This is a genomic window from Mesorhizobium sp. PL10 (assembly GCF_053714315.1).
This window is the reverse complement of record NZ_JBSKBR010000011.1, coordinates 234,187-260,854: the sequence shown is the minus strand read 5'-3', so window position 1 is coordinate 260,854 and position 26,668 is coordinate 234,187. Positions and strand designations below refer to the sequence as shown.

The window sequence follows — 26,668 nt, the reverse complement described above, 5'->3', positions numbered from 1 at the left end:
CAACCCGCCAGCATTCTCATCTTGATTGACGCAACGCTCGCACCTTCATTGTCGCGCCGCAGCATGACGGTGATGATCGGCGGCTTCGGAGGGTCGGGGGCACCAATCGAGCTGATCCACGCCTTGATCGACCGTTTCGTGCAAACCGGTCATCCGACGAACTTGACGGTTGTGAACAACAACGCTGGCAACGGGCATGTTGGGCTCGCGGCCCTAATCGAGCAGGGAATGGTTTCCAAGCTGATCTGCTCGTTCCCCAGGTCGGCCGATCCGCGCGTTTTCAGGGACCTATATTTGGCTGGCAAGATTGAACTCGAACTCGTTCCACAGGGGACACTCGCCGAACGCATTCGCGCGGGAGGTGCCGGCATCCCCGCATTCTATACGCCGACGGGATATGGAACGGACCTTGCGAGGGGCAAGCAGGTCGAGGAGTTTGAGGGCCGCCCCTACATCAGGGAGCGTTGGCTGAAGGCCGACTTCGCGCTGGTGAAGGCGCATCTTGGCGACACGTTCGGCAACCTCACCTTCAACAAAGCCGCACGCAATTTCAATCCGCTGATGTGTATGGCAGCCCAGACGACCATCGCCCAGGTTTCTAAGGTTGTTCGTCCTGGAGAGATCGACCCGGAGACCGTCGTGACGCCGGGCATATTTGTGCGGGGCCTCGTGGAGGTCGCGGAGCCAGCACAAGAAGAAGCGCTTAACCTGGCAAATGCCGTCTACCCGGAGGTGGTCCAATGAACAAGTTGAACCCCACTCAGATTGCGTGGCGCGCCGCCCAGGACATAGCCGATGGCGCATACGTAAACCTCGGCATAGGGCTCCCTGAGCTCGTTGCGCACTTTCAGCCGCCCGGACGACAAGCGATCTTTCATACCGAGAATGGAATCTTGGGTTTCGGCGAAGCTCCTGCAGCCGGCCAAGAGGACTGGGATCTCATCAATGCTGGTAAGAAGGCAGTGACACTGAACCCAGGGACTGCCTTCTTCCATCATGCCGATAGCTTCGCAATGGTTCGTGGCGGCCATCTCGATGTCGCTATCCTTGGTGCCTACGAAGTGGGTGAAAATGGCGATCTGGCAAATTGGTCGACCGGGCCAAAAGGCGTCCCCGCCGTCGGTGGGGCCATGGACCTGGTCCACGGCGCCAAACGGGTAGCGGTGATTACGGACCACATTACGAAGGACGGCAAGGCCAAACTTGTGAAGCGATGCGCTCTGGCGTCCGGTGTGTGACACGCGTCTACACCAGCCTGGCAGTGATCGATATCGAGGACTCGCACTTCGTGCTTCGTGAGAAACTGTCGTCCATTTCAATCGACGAATTGCAAGCGCTGACAGGCGCTGAACTACACGTTGTCGGTGCGGTTGCCGACCTTATCGTTCCGGATGTTTGACATGAGCGAAGCGTTTATCTGCGACTATATCCGCACGCCGATCGGCCGCTTCGGAGGGATGCTTTCGTCCGTGCGAGCTGACGACCTCGGAGCCGTCCCGCTGAGGGAACTGATGAAGCGGCACGCGTCCCTCGACTGGCAAGCGGTGGATGAGGTGATATTCGGCTGCGCAAACCAAGCTGGCGAAGACAATCGCAACGTTGCCAGAATGTCGTTGCTCCTGGCTGGCCTGCCTGAAAGTGTGCCCGGAACGACGATGAACCGCCTCTGCGGCTCAGGCATGGATGCTGTGATCACAGCGGCCCGCGCTATCAAGGCAGGCGAAGCAGACCTTGTAATCGCAGGGGGTGTCGAGTCCATGTCTCGGGCGCCGTTCGTATTGCCCAAAGCAGAAACGGCATTCTCTCGACATGCCGAGGTCCACGACACGACGATCGGCTGGCGCTTCGTCAATCCAGCGATGGCGGCGCGCTACGGTGTCGATTCGATGCCGCAGACTGGTCAGAACGTTGCGGACGATTTCGGGGTCACCCGGGAGGATCAAGACCTGTTTGCGCTCGCTTCTCAGAACAAGGCGGCAAACGCTCAGTCGAACGGGCGCCTGGCACGCGAAATCACCCCTGTTGTCGTTCCCCAGCGCAAGGGTGATCCAATGATCGTCGACCGTGACGAACACCCACGTGCCACGACCTTCGAAACGCTTTCCAAGCTCAAGCCGCTCTTCGAAGGTGGCAGCGTGACAGCTGGCAACTCTTCAGGAGTAAACGACGGCGCAGCGGCCTTGATCATTGCAACCGAGTCTGCCGCCAAGAAGAATGGATTGACCCCGATTGCACGCGTCGTGGCCGGCGCTACCGCAGGCGTTCCACCGCGGATTATGGGCATCGGGCCGGCACCCGCATCTCAGAAGTTGATGAGCCGTTTAGGCTTGGTAGCGGATGATTTCGACGTCATCGAACTCAACGAGGCTTTTGCGTCGCAAGGTCTGGCGACGCTTCGTGAGCTAGGGGTAGCTCTGAATGACGATCGGGTTAACCGCAATGGCGGTGCGATCGCACTGGGTCATCCCTTGGGCATGTCGGGCGCCCGCATTGCCGGCACGGCCGCAATCGAAATGTCTCTTTCGGGTGGCAGGCGCGCACTCGCTACCATGTGCGTCGGCGTCGGACAGGGAATCGCGGTGGCATTGGAGAGGACATAGGCAGTTGCCTCCAATGCTGTTCGTTCGTGCGATCCCGCGCGACAAGACCGCTTAACTCGTCCAAATTTTTTCGTATTCGCCCACGCGGAAGCTCTCGACCAGGAAGTCTATGAACAAGCGGGTTCGTGTTGGGAGCATGACCTTCGTAGGAAATGCAATATTCATGGTAAGGCGCGGCAAGTCCCAATCATCAAGAACCCTGATCAGCCTGCCAGCCTCGAGATCGGCCTGTATGATGTAGGCTGGCTGGGCCAGAATCCCCAAGCCGTTTCGCGCGGCCACACAGATCAACTGGCCGTCGTTTACATTGATGATACCGTCCACGTCGATTCTGACCTGGTCATCGCCCTTGCGGAAATTGAATTGGTTCCAGCTATCGGCGAGTGTGTAGAGAATGAGATCGTGCTGGGCCAAATCACTGGGATGGCGGGGAGTGCCGCGACGCTCCAGGTAGGCGGGAGACGCCGCCAAAAGACGCCGCGTCTCGGCAAGGCGTCTGATTGTAATGGAACTGTCCGCTTCTACACGGCGCGTTCTGATTGCGAGATCGAGGCCATTCTCGACGATGTCATAGTATCGGTTTGAGGACACGATATCGATAATGACGTTGGGGTATCGATCGCGAAACTGTTGCACGACAGGCATCAGATGCAGCAGGGAGAATGAAAGAGAGGCTCCGACCCGCAGTCGACCATTCGGGCTCGCCGCTTTCGCTGACACGTTTGCTTCGGCATCGAGAAGGCTGTGGATGATTTCACGCGCCTGCCCGTAGAACTGCTCGCCTTCGCTCGTGAGATTCAATTGGCGCGTCGATCGTTGGACCAGGCGCACGCCGAGGCGTGTCTCGAGGTTCATTAGGTAACGGCTCACGCTCGAAACAGACATTCCCAGCGTCTCTCCGGCCCGGGTGAGGCTCGCCTCCTCAGCGATCTTTACGAACACATCCAGTTCAGTCCAACGATCCATTTTTGCACCCACAGGGAAAGTGTTTTCTTATGGGCAGTCTTTATCGTCTCTACGGCAAATGCAATTCCTGAGGACGGTAATCCGTTGTCACACGCCTAAGAGGATCGGATGGGTCTCCCCAGCATTGAAAACCGAACTGATGGCGACCGTATAAAGCACATCGTCATGTGGAACGTTGCCGCCACGAATGAGACTGAGAAAGATGCGGCGGCCGCTGCAATCAAGTCGAGGTTCGAGGGCCTACGAGGCCTCATTCCCGGGCTTTTGCATCTAGAGATCGGTGTCGATTTCAGCCGGGTATCCTACGCTTGCGATGTGGTCCTATATTCGGAGTTCAGCAGCAAGGAAGCACTTTCTGCATACGCCACGCATCCGGCCCACTTGAAAGTCCGCGATGAGCTGGAGGGTATGCGCATCGCGAGGCACCAAGTTGACTACGTCCAGGATGTAGAAGCAGCCGCCTCGTCGGCTGGGCGCGAACTCTCGAGCGCTGTGTGATCCCATACCGCCGTCGGATAGGCCTGAACCCTACTCGATCGCTGTTTCAAGATTGGAGGAAACCCAATGCCAACGGTCACTTTCGGATTGCCCGACGTAGTCGTTGTTACTGGCACGGGGTCCGGCCTTGGAAGTGAGATCGCGACTTTGCTGCTGGATTGTGGGTCGAAGGTCGTCGGAGTGGATCTGACATCGTCCGCATTGTCTGATCGTGAAGGCTACGCCCAGGTTACGGGTTCAGTTTCCAGCCAGACCACCTGGGCAAAGGTGCAAGACGCCATAAATTCCGCCGTCTCCGGGAGGCTGGGTCTAGTTACCTCGGCAGCGGTCCTCGACACGGGTTTCATACCGGACACGACCCCTGAGATTATCGCGCGTGCGATGGAGGTGAACGTCACGGGCACTGCGCTTGCAATGGCTACGTTGATCCCGCTGATGGAGAGGCGAGGGGGCTCGGTGGTGGCGGTGGCATCGGTAAATGCGGGATTGGCCGAGCAGCAATTGGCTGTCTACAACGCAAGCAAAGCCGCCGTAAGGCAACTTGCTCGGACTGCAGCCCTGGACCATGCCCGCGCCGGCGTTCGCATCAACGTTCTCAGCCCCGGTCCGATGATGGCTGGATTGTTCAAACGTCATCTGGAATCTGCCACCGACGGCGACAAATTCCTGGCGACGCGCAGCAACAGACAGCCGGAGGGGAGGATTTTGGAGGCGATCGAAGTCGCTCGAGCAGCGCTGTTCCTTTTGTCTGACGGCGCCCACGCAATCTTGGGTGCAGACCTCGTCGCAGACGGTGGACTGACTGCTGGCTTTGATTTTCGCACGGGAGCCGAAGGGGCTTCGGTCTGAGCGGGCCCACAGGGAGGAAGAGCAATGGAAACTGGTCTCAAGGGTAAAGTCGCCTTTATTACAGGCGGTGCGAACGGAATTGGTCGGTCCACGGCCATGGCGTTCGCGAAGGAAGGTGCGCACGTCGGCATCCTCGATATTGATGAGACCGAAATGCAGAAGGTGGCCGAGGCAGCCAAGGCTTTCGGGGTTACAGTGCACACCGCGGCTGGAGACCTTTCGACCGCGCTCGGCGTATCCGACGGCATGGACAAGTTGCTCACCGCCTTTGGCAACCGCATCGATATTCTGGTGAACAATGTCGGGTCGGGGGCGATCCGCTCTTTCGACGACGTCGATGATGCCGCTTGGGATGCCACCCTGGCCCTGAATTTCATGAGCTACGTCCGCGCTATCCGCAAAGTATTGCCAATCCTTCGCGCGAAGGGCGGTGTGATCGTCAACAACGCATCGGATCTTGCCCGGCAACCCGAACCGGTGCCGATCGACTATTCGGTGTCGAAGGCTGCGGTGCTTTCCCTCACCAAAGCGCTTGCTCGCGCCGAAGGCCCCAAGATCCGCGTTAACGCTGTGGCGCCAGGTCCCATCTGGACGCCGTTCTGGACGAAGCCAGGCGGGTTCGCCGAGACAATGGGCAAGTATCACAAGATGGAGCCGCAGGCGGCCGTGGAGCATGAAATGAAGCTTCGCCAGCTGCCGCTCCAGCGGCTAGGCGATCCCGACGAGGTCGCCAACGTCCTCGTGTTCCTCGCTTCCGACCTTGCTAGCTTCGTCACTTCGGCGGTCTGGGGCGTCGATGGAGGATCGATCCGGTCGATTGTTTGACGAATGTAGCTGGGGCCATCCGCAGGCAGCCAAGTTACTTGAACGAAGGCTCCGCACCTCGGCGGACTCAGTGAAGGATAGTCTGGTATGAAAGCAGCTCGGTTTCACGCGAAGAGGGATGTTCGTGTCGAGGAAGTAGAATTGCCATCGGAGCTTGCTCCCGACGAGGTTCTCGTTCGGAACCAGCTCTGCGGAATCTGCGGGACCGATCTTCATGAGTTCGCTGCGGGTCCGATATTCATCTCGCCTCAACCGAATGCATTTTCTGGCGCCTCTATTCCGCAAATCCTGGGACACGAGTTCAGCGCGGTCGTCGAGAAGGTGGGCCGTGAAATCACGCACCTGAAACCTGGGGATCGCGTCTCCATTCAGCCTCACATGGGGCCGCTTGACGGCTATTTTGGCATTCGAGGATTGCATTTCCTGGGAACGCGCGGGGCAGCCACCGGACTGACGTGGCCGTGGGGCGGTTTCGCGCAATATGCGGTGATGAAGGGCTATGCTACCGTGAAAATGCCCGACAATTTGACATTTCGCCAAGGCGCCTTGGTCGAACCCGCCGCGGTAGCGGTGACCGCGGTTGATCGTAGTGGACTGATGCCCGGCGGATCGGTTCTGATTACGGGTGGCGGGCCCATCGGAGCGCTGACGGTTCTAGCGGCCCACGCCGCCGGAGCAGCGAAGATCTTCCTGAGTGAACCAAATGCGGCAAGGCGTCGGCGCATCGAGAACCTCGGTGTTCCGGTAGCGACGATCGACCCGACGCAATCCTGTCTCGCGTCGTCCATCAGCAGAGAAACGTTCGAAGGTCTCGGTTGCGATGCCGCCATTGAATGCGCCGGGAATCCGCGCGCAATCTCGGACTGTCTATCGGCTGTCCGACCGCAGGGAACGGTGGTGTTGGTCGGCCTCACGAATAGCAAGGTGGAGATATCACCGTTCGATCTCATCGTGCGGGATATCCGGCTACAGGGTTCACTATGTTACCCGACCTCGTTGTGGCCGCGGGTATTCTCGATGATAGAAAGCGGGCGGCTTCCAGTCGATCAGTTGGTTGACGAGGTCATCTCGCTCAACGAACTTGTCGACAAGGGTTTCCAACCACTGTTGGACCCGAGTGGCACGAAAATGAAAATTCTCGTGGACCTCAACGCCTAATCCCGAACTAGGCGTTCTACGCTAGGCGCTCTGTCGAACTGACCTTAGAAGCAACGGTGCAAGAGCCGTCGATCACGGTCGTGGTCGGCCCGACTTCCCTTGCGCAATCCCCTTTCTTCCAGCTCGCGCGAAAGACCAAGCCGCAAAGCTTTTTGCAAGTAGTGCAAGACTGTTTCCTTGATTGCCCCGTTTATCCCGATTGCCGCTATCTGCATAAATGAACTCACGTTGGACCGCAGGCAGCCGAGCTGCCCGGACAGCGGGGAGGTCGCTTCAAGCACCGTCGGGCAGAGCGACAGCAAGTTTCCACCAGGGAGGATCCAATGAAATCTTCATTCAAGAACGCACTGCTTTCGGCCGTATTCACCGTCGCCGCCACCGCTGGTTGGAGCGTATCGGCTCATGCGGATGGCGAGAAATACGTACTGATCGAGCATTCCCCCGATAGCGAGACCTTCTGGAATACCGTCAAGAACGGCGCCAGCTTGGCCGCCAAGGAAGTGGGAGCGGAGGTTACGTTCCGCAATCCGCCGACGGGCGATCTTGCCGACATGGTTCGCATCATTCAGCAGACCACTGCAGAAGCGCCGAGCGGTATCATCGTAACGATCCCCGACGCCGACCTTGTCAGTGGCCCCATCGCTGATGCGGTCGCCAAGGGCATTCCGGTCGTGACGATGAACACCGGAACGGCCGAGCAGTCGAAGAAGCTAGGAGCCCTTCTGCACGTTGGGCAGCCGGAGTTCGACGCGGGCGAAGGCGCCGGTGAACGAGCCAAGGCCGCGGGCATCAAATCCTTCCTCTGCGTGAACAGCCTTTTTCCAAACGTCGCCGGCGAGCAGCGCTGCCAGGGCTTCGCCAAGGGTCTCGGCGTGGAGCTAGGCAAGCAGATGATTGACTCGGGCACTGACGCAGCGGAGATCGCCAACAGGGTGAAGGCCTATCTCTCGGCCAACCCCGATACCGGCGCCGTCCTCACGCTTGGCCCGATGACCGCGATACCGACCATCCAGGCTCTTAAGGACAACGGAATGGCGGGCAACATCTTCTTCGCGACTTTCGACCTGAACCCCGACATCTCCAAGGCGATCAAGGATGGCGTCATCAACTTCGCCATTGACCAGCAGCCCTTCCTGCAAGGCTACCTGCCGGTGATCACTCTGACCAACTATCTCCGTTACGGCGTCGTCCCGGCGAACTCAGTCCTCTCCGGACCCGGGTTCGTCACCAAGGACAACATCAAGTTGGTTGAATCCCTGGCGGGGCAATACCGCTAAGGCAATCACCATCGAACACGGCGGAGGCCATGTGCCTCCGCCGTAGCCTTACGGCAGGAGTTGGAAGTCATGACGAACGTTCAGACCAACGAGGCCCCGCGGCCCACGCTTCCCAAAGACGAACGCGTGAAAGAACTCCATCGCCTCCACCAGGCGCTTATTCGGCCTGAGCTCGGAGCTATCTGCGGGACGATCGCGGTTTTCGTATTCTTCCTGATCCTTGCCGGCGGCACCCAAATGTTCGCGCTCGAGGGCGTGATGAATTGGAGCACGGTTTCGGCTCAATTCATCGTGCTTGCGGTCGGCGTATGCCTTTTGATGATTGCAGGTGAATTCGACCTCTCACTGGGTTCAATGGTCGGCTTCTCCGGCATGGTGTTTGCGCTTCTCGTCATGAAGCTTGGCATTCCCGTATGGGCTGGAATTCTGGTGACGATGATGCTTTGCGCTAGCCTTGGCATGATCAACGGCTGGCTCGTGATCCGCACCGGCTTGCCTTCGTTCATCGTCACTCTTGCATTTCTATTCATTCTTCGAGGCGCCACCATCTGGAGTGCCATTACATTCAATCGTCAGCCGGTCGTTTCGGGCATTAGTGAGGTCGCCGCTGGGGATCCGATCGCATGGCTTCTCGGAGGGGAGGCGTTCACGGGCTTATTCCAATGGCTTGGCCAGCAAGGCATCATCGCAACCTTCGCAAAGGGCACGCGCATGGGGCAGCCAGTCGTCAGTGGCATTCCCATGTTGATAATTTGGGCCATTGTTTTCGTGCTTGTAGGGCAATGGGTTCTCACCCGGACCCGCTTCGGAAACTGGATTTTCGCAGCGGGCGGTGATCCGGAGGCCGCCCGATACGTCGGTGTTCCGGTTGCCCGCGTGAAGATACTTATGTTCATGGTTGCGGCCCTTTGCGCCGCGTTCCTCGGCATCGAACAAGTCATCGAGTTCGGGTCGGCTGCTTCTGACCGCGGAATAATGAAGGAGTTCGAGGCCATCATCTGCGTGGTGATCGGCGGAGCGCTTCTAACCGGTGGCTACGGCTCGGTGGTCGGCGCCGCGCTGGGTGCGATTATCTTTGGTGTCGTCCAGCAAGGCCTGTTTTTCACCAACGTGGAAAGCTCGCTCTTCCGCGTGTTCCTGGGGAGCATTCTGCTCGCCGCAGTCCTGGCCAATACCTACGTCCGCCGTATGATCACGGGAGAGAAGTGATGGCTGCCCCGATCCTCGAGATGGTCGACATCCGGAAGCAATTTGGGCACATCATTGCTTTGTCCGGAGTATCTTTCAACGTGCAGGCCGGCGAGTGCCATTGCCTCCTCGGCGACAACGGCGCAGGCAAGTCGACTTTGATCAAAACTATGTCAGGCGTGCATGTGCCCTCCCAAGGGGAGATAAAAGTCGGTGGGCAAGTCGCTCACTTTACGACGCCTCGAGACGCCCTGGCGGCGGGCATCGCGACAGTCTATCAGGACCTCGCGATGATCCCCCTGATGAGCGTTGCGCGAAACTTCTGGATGGGCAGAGAGCCTCAGAAAGGTATCTGGCCGTTCCGCCGTTTCGATCTCGAGACGGCCGACGCCATCACCATGCAGGAAATGCGGCATATGGGCATCAATCTGCGCGAGCCCAGCCAGGCCGTAGGCACCCTTTCGGGCGGCGAGCGCCAAACTGTCGCCATCGCGCGCGCAGTCTACTTCGGTGCGAAGGTTCTCATATTGGACGAACCCACATCAGCTCTCGGGGTCCGGCAGACTGCCAACGTTCTTACGACCATTGATCATGTCCGGAAAAAGGGCATCGGCGTCGTGTTCATCACGCATAATGTCCGGCACGCGCTTGCAGTCGGTGACCGCTTCACGGTTCTCAATCGGGGCAAGACCCTGGGGACAGCGGACCGGGGGCATATCAGTGCTGAGGAGCTGCAAAATTTGATGGCAGGCGGACAAGAGCTTGCGCAGTTGGAAGCATCATTGGGAGGAACGGTCTGACTTGGTGGACCAACGAGTAAGTGCGCAAATGGGAAGAGTGGAACATGGCGAAGTATCTAAACGAACACAACTCAGCCGAAACGGTCAACGCGCGCATGGGCAACAACACCAACCCGCGCCTGCGCCAGGTTATGGGGTCCCTCGTTGCGCATCTGCATGCTTTCATCAAAGACGTAGAACCAACGGAAGAGGAATGGGGCGTTGCAATCGAATTCCTCACGCGGACCGGTCAGATCTGCAGTCAATCGCGGCAAGAGTTCATCCTGCTTTCCGACGTGCTCGGGGTTTCCATGCTGGTTGACGCGATCAATCACCGTAGGCCGAGCGGTGCGACGGAGAGCACGGTTTACGGCCCATTCCATGTCGATGGTGCGCCCGAAAGGCAGATGGGCGACAGCATCAACCTAGATGGTCTGGGAGAGCTTTGCCTATATGAAGGACGTGTTCTCGACCTGGACGGAAAGCCCATTGCCGACGCTTACATCGATGTATGGTCTGACAATGAAGAAGGGTTTTACGATGTCCAGCAGCCGGACATCCAGCCGCCCTTCAACAACCGCGGCATCTTCCGGACGGGGGTGGATGGTCGCTACTTCTTCCTCGGCATTAAGCCGGTCTCTTACCCGATCCCGGATGACGGGCCGGTCGGCCAGATGCTCGAGCAGCTGGGGCGCCACCCCTACCGGCCGGCGCACATGCATTTCCTATGCGGTGCTCCGGGGTACGATCGCGTCTGCACGCACATTTTCGTGGCCGGCGACCGCTACATCGAGTCCGATGCGGTATTCGGTGTGAAGGATTCGCTGATCGTCGATTTCGTCCCAGTTCATGATGGCAACGTCAAATGGAAGGCGATATTTGATTTCGTGTTGAAGCCAGAGTGAGCCCGGATAGGTAACGAGAGTTTCTTGCGACTCAGCGGTCGCGCTCACGGTTTGATCAGTTGGATAAGCCAGCGACAGTCGCGTAGATGCTCAGGATCGCGTTGCCACTGTGATTGGCGAAGCATGACGGAGCAATCTCGGTGAACGCCGTGGACGATATGCTTTTGGTGATCGAAATCGCTGAAGCTGGCAGCTTAACCCAAGCTGGTGTGCGGCTCGGCATACCAAAATCAACAATAAGCCACCGTGTCACTCAGCTTGAAGAACGGCTAGGATTACGATTGTTTAATCGGTCAACTCGGTACGTTAGCCTGACCAGCAATGGCCAAGTGTATCTCGAATACTGTCGACGCGTTCGTGCCGAGGTCGCGGCGGCCAACATGGCGATGACCAACCTCAAGGAGCAGCCTCTAGGGACCCTTAGAATCACCTGTCCGGAAGTGACCGCGACTTACTTTATGCCAGGATTTATTGGAGGCTTTGCCAAAAAATTTCCGAGAGTAGCGATCGAACTGATAGCAACAAATCAACATTTGGATCTACTGCGCGAACGGGTGGACTTCGCCTTTCGTGTCGGTACGGTATCCAATCAAGATTTCATAGTTCGCAAGATTTCTACCATCAAGCGCGTTCTTGTTGCCTCTCCGGACTATCTCGCCGCCAACGCACCTATCATCGAGCCGGGCGATCTTCTTCAGCATCGTTGCCTGCTGCATGATGCGCTGCCCGACTGGACGTTTGCGGCTGAAACTGCGAAGTTTGCTTTTCGGCCGCCCGCTGCCGCCAAAAGCGATTCACTGGGGTTTCTGTTGCAGTCGAGCCTAGCAGGCAATGGGGTCGCGTTGCTGCCTAGCTATGTGTGCAAACCGGCCATTTCGGCCGGTCGACTAGTCGACGTTCTTCCGGGATGGGAGCTCAACCCCTATGATATGATCCTGGTCTTTCCAGACCGCAAAAATCAGTCAAAGGCGCAAGCCGCCTTTCGCGACTATATCGATGCCTACGACTTTTCGAATTTCGCGACTGGGTAACGAGTGCGTCGCCTCCGATAACGAAGGTCGCGCATACGTCCGAACTTTGGAGAACTACCAAGCGCTACGCTTTGCAGTTGTTGATACAGGCAACGAGCTCTCGTGTGCCAATATCACCTTGGCCGCACCGCTCCTGGTACTGCGAAGACTGCGAATAATCCCACAAGATTATCGTCGCGTAGCCGCTCCAGATCACGGATCGAAAATTCGCCAGACTGCTCTTCAGACTGTGCAGTGATTGCTTCGATCAGGTTTTTGTCGAGTTCGGGAACCTCAGTCAGCCTGCTCCATGGCCAGTACAACGAGGGGCCAAACTGTTCCATGTAGCTTTCCATCCCTGCTTCGCCGCCTGCAATCCGATAGGTTTCGAAAAGGCCCATCTGAGCCCAGCGTAACCCGAACCCCATTCGGATTGCGTCGTCGATTTCTCGCGTTGTTGCCACCCCATCCTTGATCATCCACAAGGCTTCCCGCCAAACGGCCTCTTGGAATCGGTTTGCGAGAAAGGCGTCGATTTCCTTCCGCAATCTGAGCGGGTGCATGCCGACCGAGATAACAACTTCGGCAGCGCGCGCACACGCGCTGTCACTTCCGCTCAGTTCCGCCAGAGGTAGCAGATAGACCGGATTGAATGGATGAACGACAACTATCTCAGTAGTCGGCATCGTCAGTTGCGACGCCTTGAAGCCTGACGTCGAAGAGGCGATCGTAACACCCGATCCTAGGAACGGGTTAATCTGGGCGTAGACACTTCGCTTAAGCTCTAGTCGCTCCGAAACACTTTCTTGAACCCAGTCCGCGCCATCCACCGCTTCTGCGATGCTCAATGCGAACTCAAGTTTTCCTTCCGGCGGCAGCGCTCTGTCATAGAGTGCAGGCAGGGAACGCCGCGCATTTTCCACCACAAGACCGACCTTGCGTTCCGTTGCCGGATCTGGATCATGAACCGATACATCCCATCCATTTAACAGGAATCTCGCCGCCCAGCCGCCGCCTATGACGCCTCCGCCGATGATTGCCGCACGGCTCATGATCTCACTTTCTACGCATGCTCGGTGAAGCGCGGGGCGGAAATTTGAAAAGCTGAAGATGATAAATTGGTGTGGGCGGTGGTGACGCAAGCAACTGCGATGCTTAACGCATGGCGTTGAACTTCAGTCGTCGTTAGCCATCTTCATCGTTCATGATGCATGGAAGTTGTTGGACAGTAATCTACAACATCGACTATATTCTAACTAACTGCTTGCCGAAATTCTCACCCTTCAGCATGCGTATGAACGCATGAGGTGTCGCTTCGATACCATCTGCAACATCCTCTCTCGCCTCTAGCGATCCCTCCCGATACCACTCCGTGAGTTGAGCTTTTGCTGAGGCATAGTCGGCTTCGAAGTCGTCGAGCAGAAAGCCCTCCATTCGAACGCGCGACACCAGGATGCGCCGTAAGTAGCGTGGACCGATATCGGGTTGGTCGAACCGATCCGCCAGGGCGACCGTCCCAACGACCACAATCCTCCCGAACAGATTGATATTCAGCAGAGCAGCGTCATGAATTGGCCCTGCGGTGTTGTCCAAAAACACGTCGATGCCCCTCGGGCACGCCGCTGCTACCGCCTCCGCAAGGTTTTCGGAAGTTCGATGATTGATGCCCGTCCTATAGCCGATGCTCTTGCACCACTCGATTTTCGCGTCGGTTCCCGCCACTGCAACAGCATCAAGTCCCTTTATTCGTGCAATCTGGCCCGCGATCTGGCCTACGGCTCCAGACGCGGCCGATATCAAGACCGTTTCGCCTGCTTTCGGTCGGCCGACGTTCAGCAATGAGAAGTATGCGGTCAGGCCCGGCATGCCCAAGCAACCAAGCGATGTTTGCACGGGAGCTACCGCCTGATCCAAGAGCTGCGCAGTTTTGGCTGCGACAGTCGTGTAAGGCTGCCAACTGAAATCGTCCGCCTGGATCACGTCACCGACTTTGAAGAGCGGTGATTCCGACGCGATGATCTCACCGACACCTCCCCCTTGCATACGGTCGCCGATCTGAAGCCCGGCAGCATAATTTTTGGCGGGGCTCAGCCTAGCTCGCATGTAAGGATCTACAGACAGCCAGAGCGTCCTTACCAGCAACTCTCCGGGCTGAGGGACCGGCAGAGGCTGATCTACTAGTACGAAGTCGTCGGGCGTCGGCATTCCGATGGGGAAACGATTGAGGATCCAAGTGGGGTTCGACGTCATGGCGCTGCCTTCAGGGTTGGGGGCGATACCGTGTAAACCACTACGGCTTGAATCCGGTAGTCTGGCTTTTCGGAACTTACTGTCCGAATTTTTGAACGAGATCGAGCAGAACAATAGGGACTATGGCTGCTCGCGGAATAGCCTGAAGCCCGGCGGGTTGAGGAGTTGGCTAAAGCCTCTGCTCGGCTAGGCGAATTGGGGCGGCCGTGCCTTGGCCGATGAAGAAAATGGACATCATCGGTTGGAGCGCGAAATAGTGGAGCCGGCAATAGTGCTGACGACTTACAGCTTTACCCTTATCGCTCTGCACGCATTCAATCGACAGCTCTGCTGCTGAGATATCGTGAAAGCGGACATTCAGCTATCGGCCCCGAAGCTGCCTTCCGCTTTGCGCCGCACGGCGACCATACAAGCTAGCTTCACCGTCTCCCGACAGCTGACATCACTTGGTCGACATTTATTAAGCTGACTCATGTCGGTGGCAAGAAACCAACTCGGAAGTTGGCGAACCTTGGCCTCAAACCCCTGGTTGGCTAAAGTTGGTACCATGCTAAATGCTATTCACCACGTCGCGCTCATCTGCAGTGACTACGACCGGTCGCTACGGTTCTACGTCGAACTCCTCGGCCTCGATCTGATCCGGGAGGTCTATCGGGAGGAGCGTCAGTCATGGAAGGCGGATCTGCGGATCGGGTCCGTCCAACTGGAATTGTTCTCCTTCCCCGCACCAGGGATGCGGCCCTCCCATCCAGAGGCGACAGGCTTGAGACATCTGGCATTTGCTGTGGCGGATCTTGATCCGGTAATAGCGCGGCTGAAAGCCGCCAACGTTACGGTTGAGCCAATCCGGATCGACCCGTATACGGATCAGCGCTTTACATTTTTCAGGGACCCCGATGAATTGCCGCTGGAACTGTACGAAGTCCCTATAAGGAACGGGTCGTTTTCGTGACAAGGTCATCGACGCCGGAATGGCGGTGACACGGGAATGGCAATCGAGCCATCCGGTCGCGTCGCATATTGAAAGCCGTAAGGCGGGCCGTTTCGCGCCGCCTAGCCAGTCTTACCGAGTCGGGTCTGACTTTGTCAGCCAGTCGCGCACCAGCTCGGTGGTCCGCCGCTCTTGAAGGCCCTCCATGACGAACCCTGGGGCAAAATTCGCCTTTGGCGCGGCCCTTGCCATGATTTCGCGACTGTTCCCAAGACCGTAGCCTCCGTGGAGATTGAACGGGATTATCGTCTTGCCGGAGAAGTCCTGATTGGCCAGGAAGGAACGAACAATCGGTGGCGCCGAAGCGCCCCAAATTGGAAAACCGAGGAACACCGTGGCGTACGAGCTGAGATTGCTGACGCTCGCTTTGAGTGGCGGCAGGAAATTTCTCTCGCGTTCATGCGTCGCCTGGTCAACCGTCGCGAAATAGTCGGCTGGATAGGGCGTGGCCGGCTCTATCTCGAACAGGTCGCCGTCGAGGTCACGGCTGAGAAGGGCGGCAATGGTGCGGGTGTTGCCGCTGCGCGTAAAATAGGCGACCAGCGGCTTGCCGCCTGCGCCAGATTCGGCGTTAGCCGATACAGCGGACATGGCGCTGACGGCGGCCAGCGGGACGAACAGCGAAGACACAAGCATCTCTCGTCGAGTCGTTTTTGCGGTGTTGGGCATCATTGTGCTCGGATTGGTGCCCATCACGATCTCGGCGCCGCTTCCACACCCGAGTAGGCCAGGACTGCATCGGGCAGCCTCTGGCCGTGCACTTCGATCGCCGCAACCGCCGCATTCAGCTCCGCAACCTCTGACGGCGAAAATTCAATCGAGGCCGCTCCTATGTTCTCAAGCATGTGCGCCATCTGGGTAGTGCCGGGAATGGGAACTATCCAAGGCTTCTGCGCCATCAGCCATGCAAGGGCGACCTGGCCGGGCGTTGCGTTCTTGCGCTTGGCCCAGTCTTTAACGAGAGCAACAATCGCAAGATTGCTCGGCAAATTGTCCGGCGAAAAGCGGGTCTCAACGGCGCGGATGTCGCCGGGGGCAAAACGCGTAGCCTGGTCAATCGCTCCGGTCAGGAAGCCAACCCCTAGTGGGCTCCATGGTACGAAGCCGATGCCGAGTTCCTCGCAAGTCGCAAGGACCGATTCCTCCGGTCCGCGCCACAGCACAGAGTATTCGCTCTGCACCGCCGTCACGGGCCGTTCGGCATGGGCTCGCCGAAGTGTCTTGAGACCCATTTCGCTGAGGCCCCAATGTAGGACCTTGCCTTCCGCCATGAGATCGCCGACGGCACCGGCAACGTCCTCGATCGGCACCTCCGGATCGACGCGGTGCTGATAGAGCAGGTCGATGTGGTCGGTCCTGAGCCGCTTAAGCATTCCTTCGACGGCGAGCTTTATATGGTCCGGCTTGCTGTTCAGACCGGGGAGCCGGTTGCCGGTCACCAGATCGATGTTCCAACCAAATTTCGAGGTGATGGCTATCTTGTCACGGAAACCGTCGATACCCTCGCCCAGGATCCGCTCGACCTCATGAGGGCCATAGGCTTCGGCCGCGTCGAAGAAGGTTACGCCGTGATCAAAGGCGGCCCGGATGATGTTGTGCATCTCGGTTCGTGTAGGGATGGTCATCTGATAGGTGCGGCTCATATTCTGGACGCCAAGCCCGATGGCTGAGACTTCAAGGGAGCCCAATTTCCGGCGCTCGGACACTCCTGCCTGCGGCGCATTTGCGCTGGTTGACGAAGCTCCATTCGACTGAGCGTAGGCACCGCTTGCGAGTGGTGCGGCCGCCAGCACGCCCGCCACCGCCAGGAGATTGCGTCGGCTTACTCGGGTAATTTCTGGTCGCATTGCTCATTTCCTTCCTTCGTGAGTTCATCCAACGTGGGCGCTGCGTTCTCAGAGCCCTGTCATTTTCAGGACCGCCTCCGGTAACCGCTCGCCTTGCACTTCGATTTTGGATAGACCGGCGCGGATCTCGGAAAGGTCGGCCTGGGTCAGGTCGACATCGGCACCGCCGACGTTCTCTTCGACGCGCGAAAGCTTTTTCGTGCCGGGGATCGGCACGATCCAAGGCTTCTGCGCCAGCAGCCAGGCCAGTGCGACTTGGGCAGGCGTGGCGCCCTTACGCTCGGCAACTGTTTTGACCACATCGACCAGCGCCATATTGGCCTTGCGCGCTTCAGGCGAGAACCGGGGTACCGAGTTGCGGAAGTCACCCGGCTCGAATTTCGTATTCTCGTCGATCTTGCCAGCCAGGAAGCCGGCGCCGAGCGGGCTGAACGGCACAAACCCGATTTCGAGCTCCTGCAGCACCGGCAGCAGCTCCGCCTCAGGACCGCGCCAGAATAGGGAATACTCGCTCTGTACGGCCGTGAGAGGGTGTATGGCATGGGCGCGGCGGATGGTGCCGACACCTGCTTCCGAGAGCCCGTAGTGTCTCACCTTGCCTTCTGTGATGAGGTCTTTCACGGCACCAGCGACGTCTTCGATCGGCACGTTCGGGTCGACGCGGTGCTGATAGAACAGGTCGATGTGGTCGGTGCGCAGCCGTTTGAGAGCTGCCTCCGCAACCGCCTTGATGTGCTCGGGCCGGCTGTTGGTCCCGCCCTTGCGTTTGCCTGTCTCCAGATCGATGTCGAAGCCGAACTTGGTGGCGATGACGACTTTGTCTCGGATAGGTTGAAGGGCTTCGCCGACCAGTTCCTCGTTAGTGAAGGGCCCGTAGGCCTCGGCGGTGTCGAAAAGGGTGACGCCCAGATCGAAGGCGCCACGAATGATGCGAATTGCCTCCTGGTGGTCGCCCGTCTGACCGTAAGTCGACGCGAAGCTCATGCAGCCAAGGCCGATCGCCGAGACTTCCAAGTCTGTTGCAAGTGTACGCTTCCTCATGTCTTTTCTCCGTTTGCTTAGTCCGCCTGCGGCAGCATGCCGGAAGCAGGCCGCACGGCGCCGTTGCTCCTGCTGGCCGGCAGGATGAACGCTGCCGCCAGGGCGATCGCGACGATGTTCATGACGGCCGCGCCCAGCATCGCGGCATTGATCTGGTGGCCTATCGTCGCAACTCCCGAGGCAGCCGGATCGGCCGCGGAAGCGAAGACCACGATTAGAACGCTGAGGCCGATCGATCCGCCGAGCTGGTGGGCAACGTTGACCACCCCCGAGGCGGCACCTTGATCGCGAGGTTCGACGCCGTGCACGCCCGCGGCCGTGAGCGGCGCCATGGCGGTGCCATTGCCAATGCCGATAAGGATCATCGGGAGAGCCAGCTGCCAGTATGTTGCGCTGGCGCCGGCCTGGGCCAGCCAAATCAAGCCGGCCGCCATGAAGGTCAGCGCGCCCATGAGAAGGGTAGGTCCGCCCATCACTCGAGTGAGGCGTGGGATTGTCACCGCCGATCCGAAAGTCAGGACGGTCATCGGCAGGAAGCCCAGCCCGGCCTGCAGTGCTGTGTAACCCAGCACCTGCTGCATGAACTGCGTGGTGAAGAAGAAGAACGACACCATCGAGCCGATATAGAGCATGCGCCCGGCATAGGCGGCTGACCGCTCCCGGCTCGCGAAAAGGCGCAGCGGCAATACCGGAAAGGCGGCACGCCTTTCGAACCAGAGAAAGAAAGCCAGGACGACTGCGGCTGCACCAAGGGAAAGCAACGTGACAGGGGTTTGCCAGCCCTGAGCGGCCGAATTGACCAGACCGTAGACCAGTAGGCCCATGCCAAACGTCGAGGCGACGGCGCCAACGATGTCGAAGCGGCCTTGCATGCGTTCGCCGTCTGGAATGATGCGGTTGATCGCGAAGAGGAGGCCGACGCCGATCGGAAGGTTGACCAGAAACCCAACACGCCACGACAACAGGCCCGCAAAAACACCGCCCAGGACCATGCCAAGGCTTGCACCGGCCCCGGCGACGACCGAGTACCATGACAGGGCACGGGTGCGTTCGTTACCTTCGGCAAAGGTGGTCGAGATAACCGCTAGCACGCTCGGCGCAAGGATGGATGCTGCCAGACCCTGTACGGCGCGCGCCGCGATCAGCTCGTACGACGACTGCGAGATGCCGATCACCAGCGAAGCCAGCGTGAACAGGATAACGCCGAGCTGCAGGGCCCGCTTCCGACCGAATGTGTCACCGAGACGAGCCGACAGAAGCAGAAAGCCGCCAAAAAACAACAGATAGGCGTTTTGCACCCACGTCTGCATGATCGGGCTCATCGCCATGGTGCGACCGATTTCCGGCATGCCTGTGTAGACGATGGAAAGATCCAGCAGAATCATCAGGTACACGGTCAGCACAGTGGCGAGAACCGTGTTGGGGGGCGCTACTTGCCCAGATCGCACAGTCATTGGCGTTGCTTTCGTTGCCGGCGGCACGTCCGCCCATCTCGTGCCGTAGATCTAGGCCCATTTCATTCATTCGATTAGATGCTAATATCGGCAAGGATCAATAAGGAGGACTAATGAATGCGGCGAGAGGACATGACTGACCTGCTCGCGCTCGTGGCCGTCGCCAGGGAGCGCAGCTTCACCCGGGCGGCCGCCCAGATGGGAGTTTCTCAGTCTGCGCTGAGCCAAACCATACGCGGGCTTGAGGAGCGGCTCGGGATCAGGCTTTTGACCCGCACCACCCGCAGTGTGTCTACCACGGAAGCCGGTGAGAGGCTGATCAGGGCGGCTGCGCCAAGACTCGAAGAGATCGAGTCGGAATTGGCGGCGTTAAGTGACTTGCGGGACAAGCCCGCCGGCACGGTGCGCATCACCTGCAGCGAAAACGCTGCCGATACAGTCGTGTGGCCGAAACTTGCCGCAGGTCTCGCCGGGTTTCCAGACATCAAGGTTGAGCTGTACATCGATCATGGCTTCACAGACATTGCTGCAGAGCGCTTTGATGCCGGCGTGCGTCTGGGAGAGAGCCTGGAAAAGGACATGATTGCCGTGCGCATCGGGCCTGACGTGCGGCTCATGCCGGTAGGATCTGCCGGCTATTTCTCACGAACCCCCCGGCCAGAGACTCCGCAAGACCTCATCCGGCACAATTGCATCAATCTGCGCCTGGCCACGTTAGGCGGTCTTTACGCTTGGGAATTTGAGAAGGACGGCCGCGCCCAGCGCGTTCGCGTCGATGGGCAGCTGACCTTCAACACCATCAGGTCTCTGGTGACGGCTGCAATCGCCGGCTACGGCATTGCTTTCGTTCCCGAGGACAGCGTCTCCGAGCTCCTGGCCAACGGCACACTGATAGAGGTACTCAGCGAATGGTGCCCGCCCACGTCTGGTTTTCACCTCTATTATCCGAGCCGGCGACAGAACTCGCCGGCGTTCCAGACCGTCGTCGAACTGCTGCGCCACCGAAAGTGATGAAAATCAGCCTAGAGCCATCGTCCAAAAGACTGATTTCGAACATGTCCGAGCTGTGAGCCGCCAGACATTGCTAGCGTCGACGGCGAGGTCGCAGTTGCGCCTCGAAGCGGGACACTGATGGATTGTTTTAGGCCCTTGCTCGGAAGGTCTCGACGAATTTGACAAAGGCTGGCGATGAGTGGCGGCGGCTCGGGTAGTACAGATGGTAGCCCTGCAAATACGGGCACCATTCAGGCATCACTTCGAAGAGCCGCCCGTCGTCGAGATAGGGACGCGCGATCGTCTCCGGTACATAGGCAAGGCCCAGACCGTTGATCGCGGCGTGCATGACCGGCACGATGCTGTTGAAGCTGAGCTGCCCGTCGACGCGGGCGTGTAGCTCACGCTTTCCCTTCTTCAGTTCCCACGCATAGAAGCTGCCCGCAGTGGTGAGACGTAGATTGACACAGTTGTGGTTGGTCAATTCCTGCGGCGTATTCGGCGGATCGCGCCGCGCGAAATAGGACGGCGATCCAACGATGGCAAAGCGCCAATCCGGCCCGATGCGGACCGCAATCATGTCCTTGCTGATGGACTCGCCGAGGCGCACGCCGGCATCGAAACGCTGCTCGACGATGTTGGTGAAGCCATAGTCGATCGCGAACTCGACCTTGATGTCCGGGTACTCGGCCAGGAAAGCCGGCAGCCTGGGCATGAAGATGGTATCGATGACGTAATCGTTGCAGGTGATGCGGATTGTGCCCGACGGCTTGTCCCGCAGCTCACTCAAGGAGTCGATCTCGGCTTCGATCTCTTCAAACCGTGGACCAATGGAGTGCATCAGGCGCTCGCCTGCTTCCGTAGGTGCCACGCTTCGCGTCGTGCGCGATAGCAGGCGGATGCCAAGCCGGGCCTCAAGGTCGCTGACCTTGTGGCTGAGGGCCGACGGCGTCACGCCAAGCTTGGCGGCCGCCTTTGAGAAGCTGCGTTCGCGGGCAACCGCCAGAAAAGCAAGCATTTCGCTGAAATCTTTGATGGGCATTTGTGAATGGTACTCACAAGCCCTTTCGTTTTCCAGTGTCTAATCAGGGAAATGGGACGGGACTATCTTGCCAGTGTTGCCGTGCAGCCAGGTCGATCTAGATCAAGGCAACAAGGAGAACCCCAATGGAAATCACACGCGCAGGCTCAAAGCCATCCGGAAAGGGTCCGACCGACTGGTTCACCGGCACCGTCCGGGTCGATCCGCTCTTCAACCCCTTCGATTCCGCCCGCGTTCAGGGCGGACATGTTACCTTCGAGCCGGGTGCCCGGACCGCCTGGCACACCCATCCGCTTGGGCAAACACTGATCGTCACGTCCGGCGTCGGCCAGGTGCAGCGCTGGGGCGGAGCAATCGAAGAAATCCGTCCCGGCGACGTCGTGTGGTTCGCGCCCGGCGAAAAGCACTGGCATGGCGCTTCTATCAAGACCGCGATGACGCACATCGCCGTGCATGAAGTGCTCGACGGCAAGGCCGTCGACTGGCTCGAACAGGTCAGCGACCAGCAATACGAAGGAGGCAAGTAGTGGCCGACAAGCCCGTCCGCACCAATCCGTTCTCCGACATTGCCCCCGCGCTGGGGAAGTACACGGACGAGGTCCTGTTCGGCGATGTCTGGGAGCGTCCCGATCTGTCCCCCCGCGATCGCAGCCTCGTGACAATCACCTGCCTGATGTCGCTCTATCGCATCAACGAAATGCCCTTCCACATCAAGCGGGCGCTCGAGAACGGTGTCACCAAGGCCGAGATCATCGAAACCATCACACACCTTGCTTTCTACGCCGGCTGGCCCGTCGCCAGCACCGCGCTCGCCATCGCGCGGCGCGTCTTCGAGGAAGCCGGGATCTAGCGAAAGGAACCGCCATGCGCGCAACCATCATGTACGGCAAGAAGGACGTTCGCGTCGAGAACGTCCCCGATGCCACCATCGTCGAGTCGACCGACGCGCTGGTGCGCGTGACGCGAGCCTGCATATGCGGCAGCGATCTCTGGCCCTACAACCTGATGGACGCAAATCCCCACGGTCAGTCGATGGGCCACGAGGCCATCGGCATCGTCGAAGCCATCGGCTCCGACGTGCAGACCCTCAAGGTCGGCGACCTCGTCATCATGCCTTTCGCTCACTCGGATGGGTCGTGCCCGTTCTGCCATGAGGGCTTGCAGACCGCCTGCGTGCATGGCGGCTTCTTCGGCAACGCCGGCCTCAATGGCGCGCAGGCCGAGGCGCTGCGCATCCCGAACGCCGACGGTACGCTGTTCACGATCGACGTGGATCGCGACGATGCATTGATGCCCTCGCTGCTCACGCTCTCCGACGTCATGGGCACCGGCCATCATGCCGCCAGGGTGGCGCGGGTTGCCCCGGGCGTGACGGCTGCCGTGATCGGTGACGGTGCGGTGGGGCTTTGCGGCGTTATCGCCGCCAAGCGTCTCGGCGCCGAGCGCATCATTCTGATGGGCCGCTATCCGGACCGGATCGCCCTCGCCAAAGAGTTCGGAGCAACCGACATCGTCAGCGAGCGTGGCGAGGAAGCCATCGCCAAGGTTCGCGACCTCACCAACGGGTTCGGGGCGCATGCCATCCTGGAATGCGTGGGCACTGATCAGTCGATGGTCACCGCCGTAGGCATCGCTCGTGCTGGCGGCGCGATCGGCCGCGTTGGCGTGCCGCACTACGAGGTGGTCCCGTCGGCCCAGCCGCTCTTTTACCGGAACATCATTGTCGGTGGCGGTCCTGCACCCGTCCGAGCCTACATCGAGGAGTTGCTTCCCGACGTACTGGAAGGACGCATCAATCCCGGCCGCGTGTTCGACCGAACCGTCGGTCTCGATGGCGTGCCGGATGGCTACCGCGCAATGGATGACCGGCAGTCAATCAAGGTCATGGTCAAACCGTAGGGAGAGAAGATGCCCCACGTTATCGTCAAGCTCTGGCCCGGCAAGACCGAGCAGCAGAAGACCAAACTCGCCGATGCCATCACGCAGGATGTGATGAGCCTCCTTGGCTACGGCGAGGCATCCGTCTCGGTCGGCTTCGAGGAAGTCTCGTCCGCCGAGTGGGCCGCCAAAGTCTACCGGCCCGACATCATCGGCAAAGCCGGGACCCTTTACAAAAAGCCTGGCTACGAGATGTAACCGCCATGACCTGGACCACAGCCGAACTCGAAAAAATCGCGGCCGCGGACGACCTGCACATCGCACCTCTACGCGAGGACGGAAAGTCGCTGGGCACGCCCACCTGGATCTGGTCCGTCGTCGTCGACGGCGCCCTCTATGTGCGCGCGTACAATGGCCAGAACTCGCGCTGGTACAAGGCCGCCAAGAGCCAGAAGGCGGGGCGCGTCATCGTCGCGGGCGAGACCCGCGATGTCGCCTTCGAGCTGGTCGACGGGCCTATCAACGATCGCATCAATGCGGCGTATCGGACCAAATACCCGACCAGCCCTTATCTCGATCCCATGATTGGCAGCCGCGCCCGCAGCGCGACCGTCCGCGTCATATCCGTCAACTGAAGGAGGACACCGATGGAAAAGCGCAGACTTGGTCAGGGTCTCGAAGTCACAGCGCTATCCCTGGGCGCAATGGGCTACGGCAAGACACGGGATATTCCCGACCGGCCGCAAATGATCGAGCTGCTGCGCAAGGCAGTCGAGCGCGGCATGAATTTCTTTGATACTGCTGAAGTCTACGGCCCCTGGACCAACGAGGAGATGGTCGGCGAAGCTTTCGCCGGTAAACGCGACAAGGTGATCATCGCGACCAAGTTCGGCTGGGATATCGACCAGAAGAGCGGCGTGCACCGTGGCGACGTCAATAGCCGCCCGGAGCAAATCCGTAGCGCCGTCGAGGGCAGCCTGAAACGCCTCGGCACCGACTACATCGACCTCTACTACCAACACCGCGTCGATCCGCGTGTGCCGATGGAGGACGTGGCGGGCGTTGTCAAAGACCTCATTGCGCAGGGCAAGGTGCGCTTCTTCGGTCTTTCGGAAGCAGGCGCAAGCTCGATCCGCCGTGCCCATGCCGTCCAGCCGGTTGCGGCTCTGCAAAGCGAGTATTCGCTATGGACCCGCGAGCCCGAAAACGAAATCGTCCCAACGCTCGAAGAGCTCGGCATCGGTATGGTGCCCTTCAGCCCGCTGGGCAAAGGCTTCCTCACAGGCAAGATCGACGCCAGCACCAAGTTCGGCGACCTCGACATGCGCCGCGGCGTGCCACGCTTTGAAGCCGGGAATCGCGAGGCCAACCAGCGCATGGTCGATATGCTGCGGCGCATCGGCGATGCGCACAACGCAACGCCCGCGCAAGTTGCGCTGGCATGGCTGATGGCACAGAAGCCGTGGATCGTGCCGCTCTTCGGCACACGCAGTCTCCAGCGGTTTGACGAGAACATCGGCGCGCTGAACGTCAAGCTGACGGCGGATGAACTGCGCGTACTCAATGAGAGCAAGATCACCATGCCGGTGCAGGGCAATCGCTATCCGTCCGAGCACATGAAACGTGTGGGGCTTTGATGTCAGTTGATACTATCGCGCGGCCAACCCTGGCCGCGCGGCTGCTGCCGATCATGGCGGCCGTGGCGATCATTTTTCTCGTTACTGGGGCAACGCTGCCGGCACTGCCGCTTCACATTCACGACCGGCTTGGCTTCGGCCCCTTTGTCGTCGGCCTCGTTGCCGCAGCGCAGTTTGCTGCTTCGCTCATCTCGCGCCTGTGGGCCGGTTCGTTTTCCGATAGCAGCGGACCCAAGACAGCGGTGCTCACCGGGCTTGGCATGGCCGCATTGGCGGGGCTTCTTTACCTGGGCTCGCTGCTCGCTATCGGCAACCCCGTCCTCTCCGTTGCAGTGCTGCTGGTCGGCCGCGCTCTCATGGGTGGTGCCGAGAGCTTCGTGATTACCGGCGCTCAAAGCTGGGGCCTCAATCTCGCGGGGCGCGAGGAGTCCGGCAAGGTGATCGGTTGGATTGGGACGGCGATGTATGTCGCGCTCGCGGGCGGCGCGCCAATTGGAAGCCTGCTGTTTGGCAGCTTCGGGTTTGTCGCGATCGGTGCGGCCACCCTCGTCATCCCCGCCCTGACGGCGGCGATGATGCTCCCCATGTCGGGTGTGCTGCCCGCCACGCGCAACCCCGAAGCCCTCGGCAAGGTCCTGAAGGCTGTTACGCTGCCCGGCATAGGACTCGCCTTCGCGAGCCTCGCCTATGGCGCTATGACGGCGTTCGCAGTGCTGTATTTCACAGAGCGGGGATGGCAGCCCGCCTGGTTTTCGTTCACGGCATTCGCCATCGCGCTGATCGTTGCGCGCCTTGCCTTCGGCGGCTTGCCGGACCGCATGGGCGGCGCGAAGGCGGCACTGCTATTCGTCGTCGTACAGGCGATCGGCATGGCTCTGATTTGGGCGTCGCCGTTCGCTCTTCTCGGGTTTGTGGGCGCTTTCGTCGCGGGCTTCGGCTATGCCTTCGTCTACCCGGGCCTCGGGCGTGAAGCCGTCCGCCGGGCGCCTGCGGGAAGCCAAGGCCTTGCCATGGGCATCTACACCGCGTTCCTCGATGTCGCGCTTGGCATCCTCACGCCCTTGCTTGGACTTCTGGCCGGCGCCGCCGGCCTCGGTTCGATATTTCTTGTCAGCGCTGGATTGGCGTTGGGAACAGTCGTCGTCGCCCTGCGCCTCCAAGGGTAAGGCAGCGACGTCAGTTTAGCTGTGCTGGACGATCGCTATCGCATTTTCGAGACCAGAAGCTGACCGTCAGGTTACGGCCCAATTTCAGACAACTAGTCTCGTCGGCCGTGAGCGAACGGCCGCTTTGCGCCCAATGTCGGTCGTAGAGTTCATTTTTGCTGTTGCCCGCGAGCAGACATCTCCTCTGGCGACCACACTAGATGTCGCGTTGCCACAGGAGGTCGCGCTTCGACAGTGTCACCTAGAGTTCACGCCACGCACCCTGGCGCTCATGCCGCAGCTGCGGCATTCGCTGGGGGCAGTCGACTTGAGCC

At 59.5% G+C, this 26,668-nt stretch carries 28 protein-coding genes and 1 pseudogene; 21 read left to right on the top strand and 8 right to left on the bottom strand.

The genetic code is table 11. The features are described from left to right. Positions 1 to 63: 63 nt before the first annotated feature. The 3 genes and pseudogenes from ACWGTO_RS19825 (at position 64) to pcaF (ending at position 2,600) form a co-directional block, all read left to right on the top strand. Entirely contained in the window at positions 64 to 744 is a 681-nt protein-coding gene (locus tag ACWGTO_RS19825) for a 3-oxoacid CoA-transferase subunit A (protein WP_454576501.1), read from the top strand. Next, positions 741 to 1,399: pseudogene (locus ACWGTO_RS19820) on the top strand (3-oxoacid CoA-transferase subunit B). Before ACWGTO_RS19825 ends, ACWGTO_RS19820 begins: the two are co-directional and overlap by 4 nt. Before the next feature lies 1 nt (position 1,400). Next, positions 1,401 to 2,600: a 3-oxoadipyl-CoA thiolase gene (pcaF, locus tag ACWGTO_RS19815; RefSeq protein ID WP_454576488.1), complete on the top strand. Its 1,200-nt coding sequence runs from the start codon at positions 1,401 to 1,403 to the stop codon at positions 2,598 to 2,600. A gap of 51 nt (positions 2,601 to 2,651) precedes the next feature. On the opposite strand, the gene ACWGTO_RS19810 is transcribed toward pcaF, so the two are convergent. After that, a complete protein-coding gene (locus ACWGTO_RS19810) occupies positions 2,652 to 3,566 on the bottom strand; it encodes a LysR family transcriptional regulator (RefSeq protein WP_454576487.1) in 915 nt (304 codons plus the stop codon). A gap of 108 nt (positions 3,567 to 3,674) precedes the next feature. Between ACWGTO_RS19810 and ACWGTO_RS19805 the strand changes: the two genes are divergently transcribed. From ACWGTO_RS19805 to ACWGTO_RS19765, 9 genes are all read left to right on the top strand, one after another. Then, the gene (locus ACWGTO_RS19805; RefSeq protein WP_454576486.1) at positions 3,675 to 4,064 is read left to right on the top strand and encodes a Dabb family protein; all 390 of its coding nucleotides are present in this window, start codon (positions 3,675 to 3,677) and stop codon (positions 4,062 to 4,064) included. Positions 4,065 to 4,130: 66 nt separating this feature from the next. Beyond that, positions 4,131 to 4,913 carry an SDR family NAD(P)-dependent oxidoreductase gene (locus ACWGTO_RS19800; protein WP_454576485.1) on the top strand — a complete coding sequence of 261 codons (783 nt, stop codon included), beginning with the start codon at positions 4,131 to 4,133 and terminating at the stop codon, positions 4,911 to 4,913. A gap of 24 nt (positions 4,914 to 4,937) precedes the next feature. Then, positions 4,938 to 5,738: an SDR family NAD(P)-dependent oxidoreductase gene (locus ACWGTO_RS19795; RefSeq protein ID WP_454576484.1), complete on the top strand. Its 801-nt coding sequence runs from the start codon at positions 4,938 to 4,940 to the stop codon at positions 5,736 to 5,738. 87 nt (positions 5,739 to 5,825) lie between these two features. Next, positions 5,826 to 6,896 (top strand): zinc-binding dehydrogenase, encoded by a 1,071-nt coding sequence (locus tag ACWGTO_RS19790; protein ID WP_454576483.1) that lies wholly within the window; start codon positions 5,826 to 5,828, stop codon positions 6,894 to 6,896. 323 nt (positions 6,897 to 7,219) lie between these two features. After that, positions 7,220 to 8,173 (top strand): sugar ABC transporter substrate-binding protein, encoded by a 954-nt coding sequence (locus ACWGTO_RS19785; RefSeq protein ID WP_454576482.1) that lies wholly within the window; start codon positions 7,220 to 7,222, stop codon positions 8,171 to 8,173. Between the two features lie 69 nt (positions 8,174 to 8,242). After that, a complete protein-coding gene (locus tag ACWGTO_RS19780; protein WP_454576481.1) occupies positions 8,243 to 9,382 on the top strand; it encodes an ABC transporter permease in 1,140 nt (379 codons plus the stop codon). After that, positions 9,382 to 10,161 carry an ATP-binding cassette domain-containing protein gene (locus tag ACWGTO_RS19775; protein ID WP_454576480.1) on the top strand — a complete coding sequence of 260 codons (780 nt, stop codon included), beginning with the start codon at positions 9,382 to 9,384 and terminating at the stop codon, positions 10,159 to 10,161. Before ACWGTO_RS19780 ends, ACWGTO_RS19775 begins: the two co-directional genes overlap by 1 nt. Positions 10,162 to 10,205: 44 nt before the next feature. Then, positions 10,206 to 11,045, top strand: a complete 840-nt coding sequence (locus ACWGTO_RS19770) for an intradiol ring-cleavage dioxygenase (RefSeq protein WP_454576479.1) — start codon at positions 10,206 to 10,208, stop codon at positions 11,043 to 11,045. A 140-nt stretch (positions 11,046 to 11,185) separates the two neighbouring features. Then, on the top strand, positions 11,186 to 12,076 hold the full coding sequence (locus ACWGTO_RS19765) for a LysR substrate-binding domain-containing protein (RefSeq protein WP_454576478.1): 891 nt from the start codon (positions 11,186 to 11,188) through the stop codon (positions 12,074 to 12,076). A 113-nt stretch (positions 12,077 to 12,189) separates the two neighbouring features. Here the strand turns inward: ACWGTO_RS19765 and ACWGTO_RS19760 are convergent, their stop codons facing one another. Together ACWGTO_RS19760 and ACWGTO_RS19755 are read right to left on the bottom strand one after the other, a co-directional pair. Further along, positions 12,190 to 13,107, bottom strand: a complete 918-nt coding sequence (locus ACWGTO_RS19760) for a 3-hydroxyacyl-CoA dehydrogenase NAD-binding domain-containing protein (protein ID WP_454576477.1) — start codon at positions 13,105 to 13,107, stop codon at positions 12,190 to 12,192. Positions 13,108 to 13,300: 193 nt separating this feature from the next. Beyond that, positions 13,301 to 14,305, bottom strand: coding sequence for an NADP-dependent oxidoreductase (locus ACWGTO_RS19755; RefSeq protein WP_454576476.1), 1,005 nt, complete (start codon positions 14,303 to 14,305; stop codon positions 13,301 to 13,303). 547 nt (positions 14,306 to 14,852) lie between these two features. On the opposite strand from ACWGTO_RS19755, the gene gloA2 reads away from it, so the two are divergent. Then, entirely contained in the window at positions 14,853 to 15,257 is a 405-nt protein-coding gene (gloA2, locus tag ACWGTO_RS19750) for an SMU1112c/YaeR family gloxylase I-like metalloprotein (protein WP_454576500.1), read from the top strand. A gap of 111 nt (positions 15,258 to 15,368) precedes the next feature. On the opposite strand, the gene ACWGTO_RS19745 is transcribed toward gloA2, so the two are convergent. The 4 genes from ACWGTO_RS19745 to ACWGTO_RS19730 form a co-directional block, all read right to left on the bottom strand. Beyond that, entirely contained in the window at positions 15,369 to 15,989 is a 621-nt protein-coding gene (locus ACWGTO_RS19745; protein ID WP_454576475.1) for a flavodoxin, read from the bottom strand. After that, positions 15,989 to 16,939 (bottom strand): aldo/keto reductase, encoded by a 951-nt coding sequence (locus ACWGTO_RS19740; RefSeq protein WP_454576474.1) that lies wholly within the window; start codon positions 16,937 to 16,939, stop codon positions 15,989 to 15,991. The genes ACWGTO_RS19745 and ACWGTO_RS19740 overlap by 1 nt, the downstream gene beginning before the upstream one ends. A gap of 252 nt (positions 16,940 to 17,191) precedes the next feature. After that, the gene (locus tag ACWGTO_RS19735) at positions 17,192 to 18,184 is read right to left on the bottom strand and encodes an aldo/keto reductase (protein WP_454576473.1); all 993 of its coding nucleotides are present in this window, start codon (positions 18,182 to 18,184) and stop codon (positions 17,192 to 17,194) included. Positions 18,185 to 18,201: 17 nt separating this feature from the next. Next, complete coding sequence (locus ACWGTO_RS19730; protein WP_454576472.1) at positions 18,202 to 19,587, bottom strand: MFS transporter; 1,386 nt, start codon at positions 19,585 to 19,587, stop codon at positions 18,202 to 18,204. A 168-nt stretch (positions 19,588 to 19,755) separates the two neighbouring features. Between ACWGTO_RS19730 and ACWGTO_RS19725 the strand changes: the two genes are divergently transcribed. Then, positions 19,756 to 20,649: a LysR substrate-binding domain-containing protein gene (locus tag ACWGTO_RS19725; protein ID WP_454576471.1), complete on the top strand. Its 894-nt coding sequence runs from the start codon at positions 19,756 to 19,758 to the stop codon at positions 20,647 to 20,649. Positions 20,650 to 20,779: 130 nt separating this feature from the next. On the opposite strand, the gene ACWGTO_RS19720 is transcribed toward ACWGTO_RS19725, so the two are convergent. After that, positions 20,780 to 21,673 carry a LysR family transcriptional regulator gene (locus ACWGTO_RS19720; protein ID WP_454576470.1) on the bottom strand — a complete coding sequence of 298 codons (894 nt, stop codon included), beginning with the start codon at positions 21,671 to 21,673 and terminating at the stop codon, positions 20,780 to 20,782. A 125-nt stretch (positions 21,674 to 21,798) separates the two neighbouring features. On the opposite strand from ACWGTO_RS19720, the gene ACWGTO_RS19715 reads away from it, so the two are divergent. The 7 genes from ACWGTO_RS19715 to ACWGTO_RS19685 are packed head-to-tail and all read left to right on the top strand — an operon-like array spanning position 21,799 to position 26,354. Next, on the top strand, positions 21,799 to 22,200 hold the full coding sequence (locus ACWGTO_RS19715; RefSeq protein WP_454576469.1) for a (R)-mandelonitrile lyase: 402 nt from the start codon (positions 21,799 to 21,801) through the stop codon (positions 22,198 to 22,200). Continuing rightward, on the top strand, positions 22,200 to 22,523 hold the full coding sequence (locus tag ACWGTO_RS19710) for a carboxymuconolactone decarboxylase family protein (RefSeq protein ID WP_454576468.1): 324 nt from the start codon (positions 22,200 to 22,202) through the stop codon (positions 22,521 to 22,523). The genes ACWGTO_RS19715 and ACWGTO_RS19710 overlap by 1 nt, the downstream gene beginning before the upstream one ends. Positions 22,524 to 22,537: 14 nt before the next feature. Beyond that, the gene (locus ACWGTO_RS19705) at positions 22,538 to 23,572 is read left to right on the top strand and encodes a zinc-dependent alcohol dehydrogenase family protein (RefSeq protein ID WP_454576467.1); all 1,035 of its coding nucleotides are present in this window, start codon (positions 22,538 to 22,540) and stop codon (positions 23,570 to 23,572) included. 9 nt (positions 23,573 to 23,581) lie between these two features. Further along, positions 23,582 to 23,809, top strand: a complete 228-nt coding sequence (locus ACWGTO_RS19700) for a tautomerase family protein (RefSeq protein ID WP_454576466.1) — start codon at positions 23,582 to 23,584, stop codon at positions 23,807 to 23,809. Between the two features lie 5 nt (positions 23,810 to 23,814). Continuing rightward, positions 23,815 to 24,186 (top strand): DUF2255 family protein, encoded by a 372-nt coding sequence (locus ACWGTO_RS19695; RefSeq protein ID WP_454576465.1) that lies wholly within the window; start codon positions 23,815 to 23,817, stop codon positions 24,184 to 24,186. A 12-nt stretch (positions 24,187 to 24,198) separates the two neighbouring features. Beyond that, positions 24,199 to 25,188, top strand: coding sequence for an aldo/keto reductase (locus ACWGTO_RS19690; RefSeq protein ID WP_454576464.1), 990 nt, complete (start codon positions 24,199 to 24,201; stop codon positions 25,186 to 25,188). Continuing rightward, positions 25,188 to 26,354, top strand: coding sequence for an arabinose transporter (locus ACWGTO_RS19685; protein ID WP_454576463.1), 1,167 nt, complete (start codon positions 25,188 to 25,190; stop codon positions 26,352 to 26,354). The genes ACWGTO_RS19690 and ACWGTO_RS19685 overlap by 1 nt, the downstream gene beginning before the upstream one ends. The last annotated feature ends 314 nt before the right edge of the window (positions 26,355 to 26,668 follow it).